Genomic DNA, 15,601 nt, shown 5'->3' with positions numbered 1-15,601 from the left:
CCCCGGACATTCAGCATAGTTTGCTGCGCCATCGGACGGCTTAGTAGCCCAGGTCCCGGCGGATCGCGCCCTGCATGGGCTGCCCCGCCTGGTGGCGCCGTATGTTGTCCAGCAGGGCGGCGGCACCGGTGTCGGACCGTGTCATGCTGGCGACGTGGGGCGTAAGCAAGATGCGGCGATGCCACCAGAATGGGTGGGCCGCCGGTGGCGGCTCGCTGTTCAGCACGTCCAGCACCACGCCGGACAGCCGGCCATCATCCAGGGCGTCCAGCAGGTCGCTTTCCACAAGGTGCCCGCCCCGGCCGACATTGATCAGTCCGGCGCCGGCCGGCAAAAGATCGAAGGTCTCGCGGCACAATATGCCGCGCGTCTCCGGCGTCAGCGGCAGCAGGCAGATCAGCAGGTCGCACTGCCCCAGGAAGTCGGGCAGCTGGTCCCTTCCGGCATAGCAATCCACCCCGTCGATGACGTGGGGTGATCGGCTCCACCCCCGCAGAGGAAAGCCGAAGGTTGCCAGCCGCCGAAGCACCGCTTGCCCCAGAACACCCAGGCCCATCACACCCACGCGCCGCGTCGCGGCCGGCATCAGGCGGATCGACTGCCAGCGTGCCTGACGCTGGGCGTCGATGTAATCCAGCATGTGCCGATGCAGGGCCAAGGTGGCGAACACCGCGTATTCCACCATGCCATCGGTCAGGCCGGGTTCGATCATGCGCACCACGGTGACGGATGGCGGCACCTGTGACAGGTCCAACTGGTCGACGCCCGCCCCGACGGAGAACAGGATTTCCAGATTGGGCAGGCCGGCGTAGACGTCGGGGGTGGGCGCCCAGGCTGCCAGATAGCGTACCGCCGCCGGATCCCCAACCTCGGGCCACAGACGGAAATCGATGTCGGGTGCCTGGTCCGCGAACAGCGCGCGCCAGGCGCTGCCACGCTCGGGGTCCGACTTGTAGAGCAAGGTCATGGCCGTGCCTTCCTGGCGACATTCGAGGGGGCGCCGGCCATTTGGCGCCGGCGATTGCGGGCCTTGGCCAGCGCGAGCTGCAACCACATCGCCGGCCCGGTCACCGCCATCATCGCCAGGGACAGGCCGCTGAACAAGGCCAGCGCCCTGCCAAGCCCGCCGCCGAGGACGCCCGTATGCAGGGGCAGGACGACCACCCAGGCGGCATGATCGTCGTTCGCCGCGACGACCTGGACGACGTGTTGGTCGGCCAGGTCGATGCGGACCTTGTGCACCGCTTCCGCATTGCGCTCCGGCGCGTGGAAATAGACGTCCAGCAGCTTCGGGCCGGGGAAGCGCAGGTCACGGACGGCATGGCCCGGGAAAAGCGCGCGGGCGGACGCCAGCGCCGTGTCGACGTCGGTGGCCATGATCGTGGTGGGCGATGACGGCGGGGGAGGCGCGTCCAACAGCATGGGCACCGCCAGCGTCAGCCCTGACAGCGCGCTGACGCCGACGAGGAGGGCCGCGACCGCGCCCAGGGTGCGATGGGCCTGCCGCAGGACCAGGCGGGCGGGCTGGCGCCACTGCACGGTCAGGCTTTGCCGCCAGCGTCCGGGGCGCGGCCACCAATGGGCCACGCCCGCCAGCGTCGTCGCGACCGTGACCAGTCCGACCAGGATGATGGCGGCTGTTCCCGGCCGGCCCGCCAGCATCTGGTCGTGCAGATGCGACAGGATCTCCGCCGGGAAACGCCAGAGGGGACCGTCCCGCAGGATGTGGGCGGTGCCGGGGTCGAGCGCGACGTAGCGGATGGTGCCATCGGGTTCCCACAGATGGGCCAGGAAGGGTGCCTCGGGCCGGTCGGGGAAGACCAGGCGCTGAAGAAGATCCTGGGGATGGGCGGCGGCGAGGGTGGCGAGGACATCGCCGGGGGACACGCCGGACGCGGGGGCCTCCCCCGTCAACCCGGCGGGCCCGGGGCCCCGGCGCAGCACCAGCAGGATACCCGACAAGGCTTGGGCCAGAATGAACAGGGCCGCGCCCAAGCCGCCGTATTTGTGGACCTGGAAAAGGACGCGCTTAGGGACCATGGCATCCTGCGTGTGGGGGTGCGCCCACCGGCGGCTGAGGGCAGAGAGCCGGCCGGCGGGCGCTGGGGAACAACGATCTGGGTGCCGCCATCAGAAGCGATAGCTGGCGTGCACCCGGTAGGTGCGCGGCGTGCCCGGCGTCACCCACAGGCGGGAGTAAGAGGCGGAGTAATAGGTCTCGTCGAACAGGTTGCTGATCTCGCCCGAGATCTTCCAGTTCCTGTTCGGCGCGTATGACGCGATGAGCCGGGTCAGCGTGTAGTCCGGCAGGGTGAAGCTCGCGCCTGTTTCCCCGAGGCGGCTGCCGACATAGTTCACGCCGCCGCCCACGGTCACCACGCCTTCGCCGACTTGAAAGTCCCGGGTCAGCAGCAGGCTGCCGCTGTGCTTGGGAATGTTGATCAGGCGGTCGCCCTTGTGGATGGCCAGGCCGAAGTTGGGATCCAGGAAATCCTTGGCCACTTCCGCGTCGGTATAGGCGTAGGAGAACCAAAGCTTGAAGTCGCCGGGCAGGGTGCCGGTCACGTCGACCTCCACGCCCTTGCTCTCCGCCTCGCCGATGGCCAACGAGAAGCCGGCGTTGACCGGGTCGGCGGTCATGATGTTGTTCTTGGTCATGCTGAACAGCGCGAGGGTGCCGGTCAGCTTTTCATCCGTCGTCGCCAGCTTGGCCCCGACCTCGTAGGATTCGGTTTCTTCCGGCTTGAAGCCGCCGCCCTTCGCGTCCGTGCCGGTATTCGGGCGGAAGCCGCGTCCATAACTGGCATACAGCGACAGCATGTCGGACACTTCGTAGACCAGGCCCGCCTGCGGGCTGGTGGCGGTGTCGGACAATCGGGTCCAGGTGCCGGTCAGGCGGTTGTAGATGTCCTGGCTGTAGTCGTCGTAGCGGGCGCCAACGCGCAGCTTCCAATGCCCCGTCAGGTCGATCTGGTCCTGGAAATAGACGCCGCCCGAGTTGTCGATCTCCAGGCTGTTGACGAAGCTGCCCACCGTTTTGAGGGTGGTGCTGTAGACGGGATTGTAGATGTTGATGCCGTTGGGGTTGGCCAGCGTCGGCCGGAAGCGGTTTTGCAACTGGTCGAAGCTGAACCGGTCCCAATCCGCACCGACCAGCACATGGTTGGTGAAGATGCCGGTGTCGAACTTGCCGCTGACCTCCGCCCGGCCGACCAGATCGCCCGTCTCATAATCGCGGTAACGGCGCTGGCGCGACAGGGTCTGGCCATCGACGTACAGCTTCTGGCGGCTGGCGGTCAGTTCAGCCTCGTCGGAATAACCCTTCATGGCGGTGTCGCGGTAGGACAGGCCCACCAACAGGCTCCAGTCCTTGGCGAAATTGTCCTCGAACTGGAGCTGATGGCTCAGGCCGTCGATCTTCATCTTGTCGTCGGCGGGCTCTCCCAGGAAACGGTTGGCCGGGATTTTGCCCAGCACGCCGTTGACCGCCACGACACCGCGGTCGAACGGCATCTCCTGGTGCACATCCTCCATTTCATAGCTGAGGCTCATCTGGTCGTTCAGCCGTAGGAAGGCCGATGGCGTCAGGGTGTATTTGGTGGTCCGCACCGTGTCGCGGAAGCTGTGGCCGTCCTCGTAGGCGCCGTTCAACCGCACCGCGAGATTGTCCGTCCAGGGGCCGGTGACGTCGCCCTCCACCCGCTTGTCGGCATAGTTGCCGGCGGTCAGCGTCATGCTGCCCTGAGGGTCGAACTTGGGTTTCTTGGTTAGGATGTTGACCGTGCCGCCGGGTTCACCCCGGCCGAAGAGGGCGGAGTTGGGGCCTTTCAGGATTTCGATATGGTCGATGTTGGAGGCGTCGCGCGGCCCGCCGAAACCCCGGCTGGCGTTGAAGCCGTTGACCAGATAGCCGCTGGGGAAGTTCTCATCACCGGAAAAGCCGCGGACGGCGTAGCTGTCCCACATGCCGCCGAAGTTGTTCTGGCGCGCCATGCCGGCGGCCATGTCCAAGGCCGTGTCCAGCCGGGTGGCCCCGATGTCGGACAGCAATTCGCTGGAAATGACTTGCAGGCTTTGCGGCATGGCCTGGGCCGGCACATCGCCGCGGTATTGCTGCTTCTGCGCCGTGACCGTTATTTCCTCTAGGCTGTCACCCGTCGCGGGGGCTTGGTCATCGGCGGCGCGGGCCACCGGCATGAACATCAGATAGGCAGCGCTTGCGGCACAAAAGAAACGGAAACTGGAACGACCCGTCATTTTTTCTCGCCCCCTGTTTTGTTTGGTTTGAAGGCTCCCTAAGACTTCTTTTTTGTACGGCCATCCGTACGCGACGAGGTTTCGCCACGGGACGGAGTTTCGGAAGGGAGGGCCCTGACTTGCCCGTGCTTTATTGATGTCTATCTTGGGCCGTTTCGGGGGAATATTTCCCTGAAGGCGCAGGTGTTTTTGGATGGGAATATTGCCCAGGTCCGTCAAACAGCCGAATCTGCCGCCGTCCTTAAAGGTATTTCAGCCAGGCGAGATCCTTGCGGCGCTGCTTCAGCCGCGCGAACCAGCGGGTGGGCAGGTACAGCGGCACGACCAGCAGGAACACCCAGACCCACATGGTGGATATGTAGTCGACGCCGAAGGTCGTCCCCTTGTTGGGCCCCCAGACGGCGAAGGCCGCCAGGTACAGCGCCTTCAGGACATAGAGATGCAGGAGATAGAAGAACATCGGCGCGCCGCCGAACAGCGCCAGCGGCGGAATGGCCCGGCTGTCCCGCATCCGCTCGCACAGCGCCAGCAACAGGGTGCCCACACCCAGCGTCAGCAGCAGGAACAGCAGTGAAGGCGGATACTTGGTCAGGCTGAGGAAGCTCATGACGGTACGCAGCCCGGTGTCGGCATCGAACCAAGGCTTGTCGCCATAGACGTTCAGTCCGCGCAGGACGACGAAGGCCGCCAGCATGGACAGACCCAGCAGGGCCAGGCGGCGGGTGCGTGGCGCGGGATCGGTGCCCCGGGCGAACCAGGGGCCGGCGGTGTACCCCAGCAGGATCACGCCGATCCAGGGCAGCACGGGATATGTCGTCTTGGCCACCAGGCCGCCGCCCAGATCGATCAGGGCGCGCTGATGCAGGATCGCCCAGGGTGCGAAGAAAGGGGACGCCGGGGTCAGGACGATGCCGTCCAGCAGGTTGTGGCCGGCGATGATGGCGATGCCCAGGGTCAGCTGCGCCGGACGCGGCAGGTACAAAAGGCCGGCCAAAGCGATCATACAGAAGCCGATGCACCAGATGACCTGCAGCCAGAAGATCTGGGGCGGGAACTGCGCGGTCCAGGCGAAGCCGACGAAGGTCAGTTCCAGGAAGATCAGGAAGGCGCCGCGCTTGATCAGGAACATCGACGTCTCGGCCCGGCTGTGGGACTGGCCGTACAGCCAGGCGGACAGGCCGGTCAGCGCGATGAAGGTCGGGGCGCAGAAGGTGCTGAGCAGGCGGGTGAAGAACAGGGCGGGCGCCACGATGTGGGCATCCACCGGGTCGGTCACTTGCATGTGCAGGAACAGCGTCTCCCGCACATGGTCGACCAACATGAACAGCATCACCAGGCCGCGCAGCGCGTCGATGGCCGTCAGGCGCTGGCCTGCCTTGGCCATCGGTGCCGTGGCGGCCGGGAGATGATAGGGGGCCGATTTCCCATCCAGACTTACCATGTGCCCGATCCCCGTTCTTTTTGCTGTCGTTCTTCTGACTTCTGATCGCCGGTTATTCGGCGTGGGGCTTGAACAGGTCCCCGTAGAAGCCGCTGGTCCTAACCGTCACGGTGATTGGCGCGTCGCCGCGGTTGTGCCAATACCAGCCGTGCGTGCCCTCGAACGGGGCGGTGAAGCTGCCCTGGGCAGTGGCAAGTTCCTTTTCCTTCCAATAGCTGGTGAACTCGTCGCCGGCGTTCACCCGCTCGCCATGCATGTCCACCTTCACGGGCGCGCTCGCTTCCCAGCGGAAGATGAAATGGTCGCCCTCGCGCATATGCGCCTTGATCTCGGCACCGGAGTGGGGCGCCAGGGTCAGGGTCATCTCATCGCTGCGCAGCGGTGCCGTCTTTTCGATCAGCGCGCGGTTGGGGATGGGGATGGCGGTTGGTGCCAGGGACGGAGCCGCCGTCTCCTTCTCCGCTTGGCCCATGCGCGTCAGACCCATGACCGAACCGATGCCGGTCAGGTCGATGCCGCGTTCAGCCGGCAGGACGAACAGGGTCAGGATCAGGGTCGCGGCCACGCCGGCGCCCAGCGTCGCCTTGGTCAGGGTGCGGGGCTCAACCGTGTAATGGTCCATGGGGGGGCTTGCCATGTCAGGTTCCTTGCTGGAAATAGCCCGCCAGCTGGTAGCCCACCAGCACGAAGCCGGCGGCCATCAGGGCGGCGTTGGCCGCGACGACGCTGCGCCGGAAATTCTCCGTCTGCCGCCACAGGCTCATGAGGATCAGGATCACGCTCAGCGCCAGGAACTGGCCGATCTCCACGCCGACGTTGAAGCTGACCAGGTTGGGGATCAACCCGTCCCGCGACAGGGACAGTTCCTGCAGCTTGGTGGCCAGGCCGAAGCCGTGGAAAAAGCCGAAGACCAGGACGGCGATGCGCGGGTTGGGCGTGAAGCCCAGGACCGTCTGGAAGGCGCCCAGATTGTCCAGCGCCTTGTAGACCACGGACAGGCCGATGATGGCATCGACCAGATAGGTGTTGGCGCGGACGTCGGTCAGCACGCCCAGCAACAGCGTGGTGCTGTGGCCGATGGCGAACAGGGTGACGTAGCGGCCGACGTCCTTCAGCCGGTACAGCAGAAAGATGACACCGACCAGGAACAGCAGATGGTCGTAGCCGGTGACCATGTGCTTGGCGCCCAGATAGATGTAGGGGACGATGTTGATGCCGTCAGCACCGGTGATGAAGGCCTTGTCGGCGTCGGACACACCATGCGCCCAGGCGGTATCCGGGATGGCGGCGGTGAGGGCCAGAAGGCCGGCCGGCATCAACGTCGCGGCCGTCCGGCGCCGGGCGGCGGGGGCGCCGCCGACCGGATGTTGGGAGGTGGGCGGAGCCTGCATCGGGATGCCTAGTTGAGGGTGAAGGTGGTGCCGAGGCTGGTCTGTGTCGCCTTGTCCTTGACCTGGACGGCGACGCGGGCGTTGGCGGGGATGGTAGCGCCTGGCGCGTCGAAGCGGTTGCCATCCGCCGGCTTCAGCGGCACCAGCTGGGTCTTGCCGCCGGCGGAGATGGTCATGTCCCCGCTCATGTCGGTGGCCTTCACCGGTTCATCATCGTCGGTGACGTACAGCGCCACGGCGCCGGCCTTGGTCACCAGTTCGAACACCGTCTCGCCGGCCATCAGGACCACGCCGCCGTGCTGCGGCCTGGTGTTGCCATGGGCCAGCGCCGGCTGGGCGGCGGCCAGGCCCAGGACGATCAATGGCAGGGCGAGTAATTTCGCGTTCATTGGCTAGCCTTCCTTGAAAGGGGCGGGATCATTCCGGCAGGTGCGGCAGGACGAAGGACAGCGTGGCGCTCAGTTCGACCTCGTCATATTTCTTGGCATCGTCGGTCGGCGCCTTGAAGACGGCCTCCAGGACGTTCAGGCCCTGGTTGCGCACCGGCAGGGTGACGGTGCCGTCGGCCGCGGTCTTGACGGGCGTGGCGTCCGGGTCGTTCACCAGATCGTTGATGACCGGCACGCCGCCCAGCGGCTTGCCGTTGTAGATCACCTTGTAGGTCATCGGCGCGCCCATCTTTTCCGGGATGGCGCCGACGGGGATGATCTGCAGCACCTGCCCGGGCAGGGCCGGGATGGGCTTGTCCAGGGGACCGCGGATGGCCACCGTGTACTTGACGGTCTTTTCCGAATAGAAGGCATTCGGCATTTCCTCGCGCGTCTTCTTCTCGAACTCCTCCCCCTTCAGGCGCGACCAGATGCCGTTCTGCAGGCTGCCGGTCACCAGGGTGGGGCGCTGGTCGGTGTCAACCACGACCAGTGGGCCGGCCACGCGCAGCTTGGCCCCGATGGGCTGGTAGTTAGCGTCGTAGGCGGCGATGCCTTCGAAGCCCGGCAGGCGCTTGACGGAGTCCAGATCGTCCGCGCCGACGCCATAGATCAGCGCCAGCTGGCGGGCGTGTTCGGCATACCAGATGGCATGGGCGCCGGCCGGGCCGGCGGAAAGGGCGGTGGCCAGCGCGATGAGGGCGGCGGGCTTGAAACGACGCATGTTTAGTCCCCTGTCCTGTTTCCGGTACCGCCTGGTGGCGTCCATTTTTAAAAAGGCTAGCACCACGCATCGGCTGGAAGGCACCGATTGCGTGGGTGCCGGCGGCAGAAAAAGGTCGGGGCGTCAGGGCACGCGGTTGATTGTGCTTTGACGCCCCACCGGGATAGGCATCCGTCGGTCACCCGCATGGATGAGGGGGCCATGGGCTGATTTGCCCAGGGCGAACATGACTTGGCTGTCTGTCGGCCATGACGGTCATGGGGCGGGAGGATATGGGCGCCTTTCGCGCTTATTGGCGAACGAGTGGGTTGGGCGCACCTCATCCACTCCACCAGCGGACATCATCGTTCCTTCAGCGACAGGATGTAGGTGATCAGATCGTCCTGTTGCTTGAACGTCAGATGATACATCGGCATGGGCAGGTGGAGATCGGACGCGAAGTCCTTCAGATGATGCCTGTCCACGTCGGACCGCGCGGCGACGCTCATGAAGCTGGGGGCGTTCATGAGCGGTGGCATGACATGGCCGGGCCGTGCGCCCGTGGGTTGGTCAGGCGCCACCCGATGGCATTCCGAGCATCAGGTGATAGCCAGCCCTTTTCCCCGTCGCACCGCCTCTGGATCATCCTGTCTGACGGCGCAGGCGGTCGCGGTGAGGCAGTACAGGACCGTGAGGGAGGTGCGCATGAGGGCCCTCCGGCGGTGGCTTCAGCCGCCGATCCAGGAAATATGGGCGGGATTACGGTGCGGTTTCGGCGGGGCGCCGTCCTTGGGATGGCCGATGATGATGGGCGCCACGACCGGCATGGTCGGCGGCAGGGCCAAGGCGTCCTTGCCGTCGGCGCTGTTCAGCCAGGCGTGCGACAAGCCGATCCAGCAGGTCGCCAGGCCATGGCCATGGGCCGCGAGCATGAGGTTTTCGGCCGCCAGGCAGCAGTCCTGCTGGGCCATGGCGTCCGGCACCGTGGCGCAAATCGCGATCAGGGCGGGCGCGTCGTAGAAGATGTTGAAGGCCGGGTCGGCAAGATGGCTTTCCATCGGCTTCAACTCGGGTTGGTCGTCCAAGGACCGCAGCAGAAAGGCTTTGGCATGGTCCGACCACAGGCGCAGCCGGGGGCGGTCCATCACCACGATGAATGACCAGGGCTGGCGGTTCATGCCGCTGGGGGCGTCCACCGCCGCCTCGATGACCGAACGGATCTGGTTCGCGGCGACGCCGGATTCACTGTAGGCGCGGATGGCGCGGCGGTTATGCAAGGCGTCGAAGAGATCCATGGTTCCCTCCTGTGCGGCCCTCCCGATGTCGGTCAGCACGCCGGGCCGAGCGCGCGCCGATGGTTCGCACCTTCCTATGGCCCGGCGCCGCGCACCTTGAGATGGATCACGCCGCCGCTGTTCACGGATAGAGCAGGTATTTGGCGCGTAGCGCCTTGAAGGCCGTCAGGTCCGCTTCCCATCCGGTGGCGATGGCGCGCGGGTCGACGCCCGAACGAATGGCCTCAACCGTGGCCTTGGAGCCGACCAGGCCCAGGGTGTCATCCAGGGTGAACCGCTGCGGGTAGAGCTGGTGGAGCGCCGCCGCCAGTTCCACACCCAACAGCGGGCTGTCCAGGGCCGTGCGATCCGTCACCGTCAGGCGCACGCCTTGGCAGGGCCGGTTGGCATGGCGGTCCGTCGTTGGAGTGAAGGTCGTGGGCGCGAACCGCACGCCGGGGATGGCCCTCGCCTGCAGCACTTCAGCCAGGGCCGGTCCGTCGATCCACGGCGCGCCCACCACTTCGAACGGGTTTGGTGTGCCGCGCCCCACGCTGACGGTGGTGCCCTCGATGAGCGCCACGCCAGGGTAGAGTGTGGCCTCAGTCACGGACCGGCAGGTTGGGCGAGGGGTTGATCCAACGGAGGTCCGTCTCATCATACCAGCGATCGCGGTGGTAGCCGTGCATGGGAATGACGGTCAGCGCCGCGCCGATATTGTTCTCGGCATTGAACAGCGCGGCCAGTTCCCCCAGGGTCATGCCGTGCCGCACCGGCAAGGCGAAGTAGCCGGTGAAGGATCGGCGGTCCGCGTCCAGCACCGGCCCCTGCACCGCCGTGGCGGTGATCGGGTTGGGGCGGTCCAGCAGGTAGACCGGAACGTGGGCGGCGGCGGCCGCCTCCAGGACATAGGCCATGGTGGTGGCGTAGGTGTAGAAGCGCGCGCCCACGTCCTGGATGTCGATGACAACCGCGTCCAGGCCGGCCCAGGCTTCCGGCGGTGGGCGGCGGCTGGCGCCGTAGAGGCTGAGGATGGGGACGCCGGTGGCCGTGTCCGTGCCCGAGGTGATCCGCCCTTCGCGGTCGCCCGTCGGGCCGTGTTCCGGACTGAACAACAGCGCCAGGGGGACGCCCGGCGCGCGCGCCAGCAGGTCGGCGGTTCTGCGGCCCTGCCGGTCCACGCCCGTCTGGTTGGTCAGCAGCGCCATCCGTTTGCCCAGCAGCGGGGCGAAGCCCTGGGCGGCCAGCACATCGATGCCGGGCAATACCGGTGGCGGCCAGGCGGCGGCTACCGCTTCGGCCAGGCGACGGCGCAAGGGCCGGGCGTCGCCCTTGCCGTCCGGGTGCAGCCTGCTGGCCAGGATGATGAGGTAGCAGCCGCGGTTAGGGTCCATCCAGAGCGAGGTGCCGGTGTAGCCGGTGTGCCCATAGGAGCCCGGACCGAATGCGCTATCCTGGCCGCCGGCGTAGGAGGAGGTCATGTCCCAGCCCAGCCCCCGCGTCATTCCGCCTGGCAGCACCCGGGGCCGGGTCAGCAGGGCGACGGTGCTGGTCCTCAGGATGCGCCGTTTCCCCAGCGTGCCACCGCTCAGCAGCATGCGGGCGAAGCGCGCCAAGTCCGCCGCCGTGCCGAAGACGCCGGCATGCCCGGCCACGCCCCCCATGCGATAGGCGGCCGGGTCGCTGACCTGACCCCATCGCAGCGTCCCATCCTGAAGGTCCGTCGGCGCGATGCGGGGGCGCCAGGCGGCGGGTGGCAGGAACCGCGTATGCGCCATGCCCAGGGGACCGAAGATGTGTCGGGCCGCGTATTGGTCCAGCGGTAGGCCACTGACCCGCCGCACCACCTCACCCAGGACCAGGAAGTTGATGTCGCTATAGCGGAAGCGTTCCCCGGAGGGGCTGACCGGCGTCTCCGCCAGCAGCAGGGCCCGCGCCTCGGTGGCGCCGGCCCACCGGCGGGCCAGATCCAGGTCGGCGCGCAGGCCGGATGTGTGGGTCAGCAACGCCTCGACCGTGATGGCGGCCTTGCCGTTGGCGGCGAAGGCCGGCCAATAGCGGGAGACCGGCGCCTCCAAATGCACCTTGCCCCGTTCCACCAGTTGCATGATGGCGGTGGTGGTCACCAGCACCTTGGTCATCGAGGCCAGGTCGAAGATGGTATCGGCCGCCATGGGCGCCGCCTTCGGGACCACTTGGCGCAGCCCCCAGGCGCCTTCGTACAGAATGCCGTCGCGGTCGCCGACCAGGACCACGGCGCCTGGGATGTCGCCGGTGGCCATCTCTTCCCGGACGGCGGTATCGATGGCGGGGGCCAGGGAGGTCAAGTCCGGCCGGGCGGCAAACGCCGGTGTGGTGCCCAGGGCCAGCAGGATCAGGCCCGGCAGCAGGTGGCGATGCAGCCATGGGAACATGCCGGTTCTCAGCGCGCGGCCTGCTGTTCCATGCCCAGGTCGCCGTAAACGTTGCGCGGATTCCACAGCATCCATCCGTCCACCCCCACGTCCTCGGCCGCCTTGGCCTGCAGCCGCACCTCACCGCCGCCGAAGGCGCGGCGATCGAAGGCATAGTCCTTGAAGGCCTGCAGCCAAGGGCGGAACCGCTTGGGCGATATCTTCAGCCGTGACAGCGCGTTTTCCAGCGACAAGCGTACGATCTCGTAGGAATGGCTGACCGGGTTGCGATATCCGGGAATGCCGAACTGGAAGCCGGAAGGGTAGAGCATGGGGGACAGGTAATCCACCTGCGGCGCCAGTTCCTCCAGGCGCTGCCCGATGCCGGTATCGTCCAGGTTCCAGCAGACGTAGCCGAAGATGTCCGCCGCGACATAGACGTTATAGAGCAGCAGGCGGCGGCGGGCTTCCCCCAAGAAGCCGGTGATGGCGGCCAGCCGGTCCTTTTCCGTCGTCGGCCCGGCGAAACGCAAGCGCTGGTTCGCGTCAGGGAAGCGCACATAGTCGAACTGGACCTCGTCGAAACCCGCCTGGGCCGCCTCGATGGCGATTGCGATGTTGTAATCGCCAACCGCCTGTTGCAGGGGGTCGGTCCAGGCGAGATGCTCCCGATCGCGGAACACCTCGCCATCGCCGCGCTTCACCGCCAAGTCGGGCCGGCTGGCCGCCAGCAGCGGGTCCTTGAAGGTGACGATGCGGGCGATGGCATAGATGCCCTGCGCGTGAAGCGTCGCCACCAGTTCCGCCAGGTCGGGGATGGTGGTGACCGCGCGGGCGCCCGGCACCGTCAGGGCGGTCGCGCTGGGGAAGGGGACCAGCCCCCTGTCCCCCTTCACGTCGATCACCAGGGCGTTCAGGCCCTTCTCCCGCATCAGGGCCAGGGCGGGATCGCGCAAGGAACTGGAGCCGATGCCGTAAACGGTGAGGTAGAGCGCCTTGGGCGTGAAGGGCTCCAATCGCAACGCGGCGTCTCTCGGTGGCAATGCCGCAGGGTTGAAGGTACCTGCCCGGTAGCCCGGGGCGCGGGCGAACACCGGGCCCGTGGTGTCGACGGTGAAGCGTCCCATCCCGTCCACCGGCACCAGTTGACCGCCGGCGACGATCGTGGCGCCGGCGATGGGCGCGCCGGTGGCGCCATCGACAACCCGCCCCGCCATGGCCGCGGCCGGACGGGCCAGCGCCAGTCCCAGGCAGACGGCGAGCACGGCGCTCTTGAGGAACCGTCGGATCATCGTGGCTGGTCCTTTTTCGTGGGCGCCGGCGTCAGCAACGCGGCGAAGGTGGCGTCGCGGGCGCGGTCTGAAACCGGAATGCGGGGAATGGCGTAGGGCGGACCCCCCGGTGCCGCCCAACCACCCTCATAAGCGAAGGCGGCGCGGTAGCCGGCGCGCTCCGCGGCGGCCTGAAGATCGGCATCGATGATTCCGAACGGCCAGGCCAGCAGGTCGACCTTGATGCCCAGGTGCTGTTCCAGCGTCGCCTTGGACCGGACCAACTGGGAATTCACGAAGGCGCGGTAATCGTCCGGCGTGCGACGGGCGCGTTCCTTGCGGAAATCGGGGTGCCAATAGGTGTGGGACTGAACGTCCACCAGGCCGGATCGGACCATCTCCGCCAGTTGCTCCCATGTCAGGGCGTAGGCGGCGTTGGAAATGGCCGACGGATAGATGAACAGGGTGACTGGAACGTGCCGGCGCAGGATGATGGGGTAGAACTGGGTATAGACCGAGACATGGCCGTCATCCACGGTGATGGCGGCCACCCGGCCGGGGGCGGGCCACTGGCCGCCGCGTACCGCATCCACCACGCTTCGCAGGGGCACGACCTTGATGTCGTGAGCGTCCAGCCAATCGAGCTGTCGCTCAAAGACGGGCGTGGTGATGGTCGTGGGGCCAGGCGAGGTGGGATCGAAGCGGTGATAGGCCAGGATCGGGGCCCCAGCATCTTGTCCCAGCGCGGCCGGCGCCATCAGCACGGACACCAGGAGGGGGATCAGCGTGAACAGCGGACGGCACCGCATGGTCCCCTCCTATTCCCGCCCATCGACGGCCACGTCGAAGGTGAAGACGCCGTCCTCCGTCTCCGGGCGCCGCGTCACCTCCGGATGGCGCAGGGTCCGCACCGCGTCCTGGTAGCCGGCGGCCCAATGCTCCCCGACGCTCAGTCGCGAAAACTCGAAATCCTTGGTGCTGCCCTGGTGGCGTTTGGCGTGATAAATCAGGTGGATGATGTTGAACACCTTGTGGTCCGCGTCGGGCGCCAGGTGGCGGGCCGCCGGCAGCTCGCGACAGTCGGCGGGCAGATCGGCCAGCAGGGCGGCGATGGCATGCCGCAGCCGTTGCTTGCGCCTGAATTCGTCGGTCACGGCCCGTGTCCGGCTGGAATACTGGATTTCCTTCTGGCGGGTCATGGCCTCGGCCAGGCTTGTCGGCACGTCGCCCCTGGCACTCCACAAGTCCACCTGGAATGCCAGGGTGTCTTCATGCGCATCGCCTTCCAGCACCCATTGCAGGGGGGTGTTCGACACCAATCCGCCATCCCAGTAGAACTCCCCGTCGACCTCGATGGCCGGGAAGCCTGGCGGCAGCGCGGCGCTGGCCATGACATGTTCCGGTCCGATGGTGTGGGTGGTGGTATCGAAATAGACGAAGTTGCCGGTTTCGATGTTGACGGCGCCGACGCTGAAGCGCAGGGGATCGGCGTTGATGCGGTCGAAATCCACCAGCCGTTCCAGCGTGCGCCGAAGGGGGGCGGTGTCGTAGAAACTGGTCGCCGCCGTGCTGCCCGGCCATGATGCCCAAGGGGGTAGCAGCCGGGGGGTGCACATGCCGGGCACGCCGGCCACGGTTGAAATGAGGGCGCTCAACTGGTTCAGGGTGGTGCGCGGCGCCTCGCCATCCATCTCCGAGGCCGCCAACGCCTCCAGGCAATCCAGGGCCCGCGCCGCCCCGGCCACTTCGTCCCAGAACTGCCGCAGCTTGGCGACGCGTTCCTCGGGCGGGTTGCCGGCGATCAGCGCGGCGTTGATGGCGCCGATCGACATGCCGGCGACCCAGTTGGGATGCAGCTCCGCTTCGGCCAAGGCCTCGTAGGCCCCGGCCTGGTAAGAGCCGAGGGCGCCGCCGCCTTGCAGGACCAGGGCGATGCGCCGGAACGGGGGGCGCGTGTTGGACCGGTGGGTCTTCAGCAGGGGCGTGTCGGGCATGCTTCTCCTCCCACCCGTCAAAGCCGTCCGACTTCGAATTCCTCGCAGGAGTAGCCCAGCGCCGCCAACCCTTCCTCGAGGTAGTCCCCCAGTGCCGGCATGCCCATGAGGTACGAGGCGGAATGGCGGTGGTGGCGTTCACGGGCCAAATCCCGGACGGCGGCCCAGTCGTCATCGCCACGCCCCAGCCAAGCCAGGGCGATCAGATCGATCACCTCATCGTCGTTCAGGGCGTTGATGGCGGCGCGCAGCTCGATGGCCGTCGGATCGTCGGCATAATCGCCGAGGATGGAGCCCTCGCCGTCATCGGCGGGATTGGAACCGGGATCGGGTTCCACCGGCGCCACCTTCACGTCGAATTCCCGCGCCTTCACGATGATATAGAAGACTTTCTCGACGCTGATGTTCAACTCGATCCGCTGGGGCGTCTCGACCGTGGCCATGGTCCT

At 66.9% G+C, this 15,601-nt stretch carries 15 protein-coding genes and 1 pseudogene; all 16 read right to left on the bottom strand.

What is annotated here, in order from left to right:
- Positions 1–40: 40 nt before the first annotated feature.
- Positions 41–967, bottom strand: coding sequence for a 2-hydroxyacid dehydrogenase (locus UAA55_RS01070; RefSeq protein WP_322950815.1), 927 nt, complete (start codon positions 965–967; stop codon positions 41–43).
- A complete protein-coding gene (locus UAA55_RS01065) occupies positions 964–2,040 on the bottom strand; it encodes a PepSY-associated TM helix domain-containing protein (RefSeq protein ID WP_322950814.1) in 1,077 nt (358 codons plus the stop codon). The genes UAA55_RS01070 and UAA55_RS01065 overlap by 4 nt, the downstream gene beginning before the upstream one ends.
- 90 nt (positions 2,041–2,130) lie before the next feature.
- Complete coding sequence (locus UAA55_RS01060; RefSeq protein WP_322950813.1) at positions 2,131–4,257, bottom strand: TonB-dependent siderophore receptor; 2,127 nt, start codon at positions 4,255–4,257, stop codon at positions 2,131–2,133.
- A 241-nt stretch (positions 4,258–4,498) separates the two neighbouring features.
- Positions 4,499–5,698, bottom strand: a complete 1,200-nt coding sequence (locus UAA55_RS01055) for an acetyltransferase domain-containing protein (RefSeq protein WP_322950812.1) — start codon at positions 5,696–5,698, stop codon at positions 4,499–4,501.
- Positions 5,699–5,750: 52 nt separating this feature from the next.
- A complete protein-coding gene (locus UAA55_RS01050; RefSeq protein WP_322950811.1) occupies positions 5,751–6,335 on the bottom strand; it encodes a hypothetical protein in 585 nt (194 codons plus the stop codon).
- A 1-nt stretch (position 6,336) separates the two neighbouring features.
- Positions 6,337–7,014 (bottom strand): HupE/UreJ family protein, encoded by a 678-nt coding sequence (locus tag UAA55_RS01045; RefSeq protein WP_322950810.1) that lies wholly within the window; start codon positions 7,012–7,014, stop codon positions 6,337–6,339.
- Positions 7,015–7,097: 83 nt separating this feature from the next.
- Positions 7,098–7,478: a hypothetical protein gene (locus UAA55_RS01040; RefSeq protein WP_322950809.1), complete on the bottom strand. Its 381-nt coding sequence runs from the start codon at positions 7,476–7,478 to the stop codon at positions 7,098–7,100.
- A 28-nt stretch (positions 7,479–7,506) separates the two neighbouring features.
- Positions 7,507–8,241: a DUF4198 domain-containing protein gene (locus UAA55_RS01035; RefSeq protein ID WP_322950808.1), complete on the bottom strand. Its 735-nt coding sequence runs from the start codon at positions 8,239–8,241 to the stop codon at positions 7,507–7,509.
- Between the two features lie 341 nt (positions 8,242–8,582).
- Positions 8,583–8,807: pseudogene (locus UAA55_RS01030) on the bottom strand (hypothetical protein); the annotation flags it as partial.
- A 141-nt stretch (positions 8,808–8,948) separates the two neighbouring features.
- Positions 8,949–9,515, bottom strand: a complete 567-nt coding sequence (locus UAA55_RS01025; RefSeq protein WP_322950807.1) for a nitroreductase family protein — start codon at positions 9,513–9,515, stop codon at positions 8,949–8,951.
- A 121-nt stretch (positions 9,516–9,636) separates the two neighbouring features.
- A complete protein-coding gene (locus UAA55_RS01020) occupies positions 9,637–10,104 on the bottom strand; it encodes a DUF1343 domain-containing protein (RefSeq protein ID WP_322950806.1) in 468 nt (155 codons plus the stop codon).
- Positions 10,097–11,908 (bottom strand): serine hydrolase, encoded by a 1,812-nt coding sequence (locus UAA55_RS01015; protein ID WP_322950805.1) that lies wholly within the window; start codon positions 11,906–11,908, stop codon positions 10,097–10,099. The genes UAA55_RS01020 and UAA55_RS01015 overlap by 8 nt, the downstream gene beginning before the upstream one ends.
- 8 nt (positions 11,909–11,916) lie before the next feature.
- A complete protein-coding gene (locus UAA55_RS01010) occupies positions 11,917–13,179 on the bottom strand; it encodes a putative glycoside hydrolase (RefSeq protein WP_322950804.1) in 1,263 nt (420 codons plus the stop codon).
- Positions 13,176–13,967, bottom strand: coding sequence for a polysaccharide deacetylase family protein (locus tag UAA55_RS01005; RefSeq protein ID WP_322950803.1), 792 nt, complete (start codon positions 13,965–13,967; stop codon positions 13,176–13,178). Before UAA55_RS01005 ends, UAA55_RS01010 begins: the two co-directional genes overlap by 4 nt.
- 9 nt (positions 13,968–13,976) lie before the next feature.
- A complete protein-coding gene (locus UAA55_RS01000) occupies positions 13,977–15,152 on the bottom strand; it encodes a patatin-like phospholipase family protein (protein WP_322950802.1) in 1,176 nt (391 codons plus the stop codon).
- Between the two features lie 17 nt (positions 15,153–15,169).
- Complete coding sequence (locus UAA55_RS00995; RefSeq protein ID WP_322950801.1) at positions 15,170–15,595, bottom strand: DUF3775 domain-containing protein; 426 nt, start codon at positions 15,593–15,595, stop codon at positions 15,170–15,172.
- Between the last annotated feature and the right edge of the window lie 6 nt (positions 15,596–15,601).

Source organism: Nitrospirillum guanabarense (assembly GCF_034653355.1).
GTDB lineage: Bacteria > Pseudomonadota > Alphaproteobacteria > Azospirillales > Azospirillaceae > Nitrospirillum.
The sequence above is the reverse complement of the archived record's forward strand: the minus strand, read 5'-3'. Positions and strand labels throughout refer to the sequence as shown.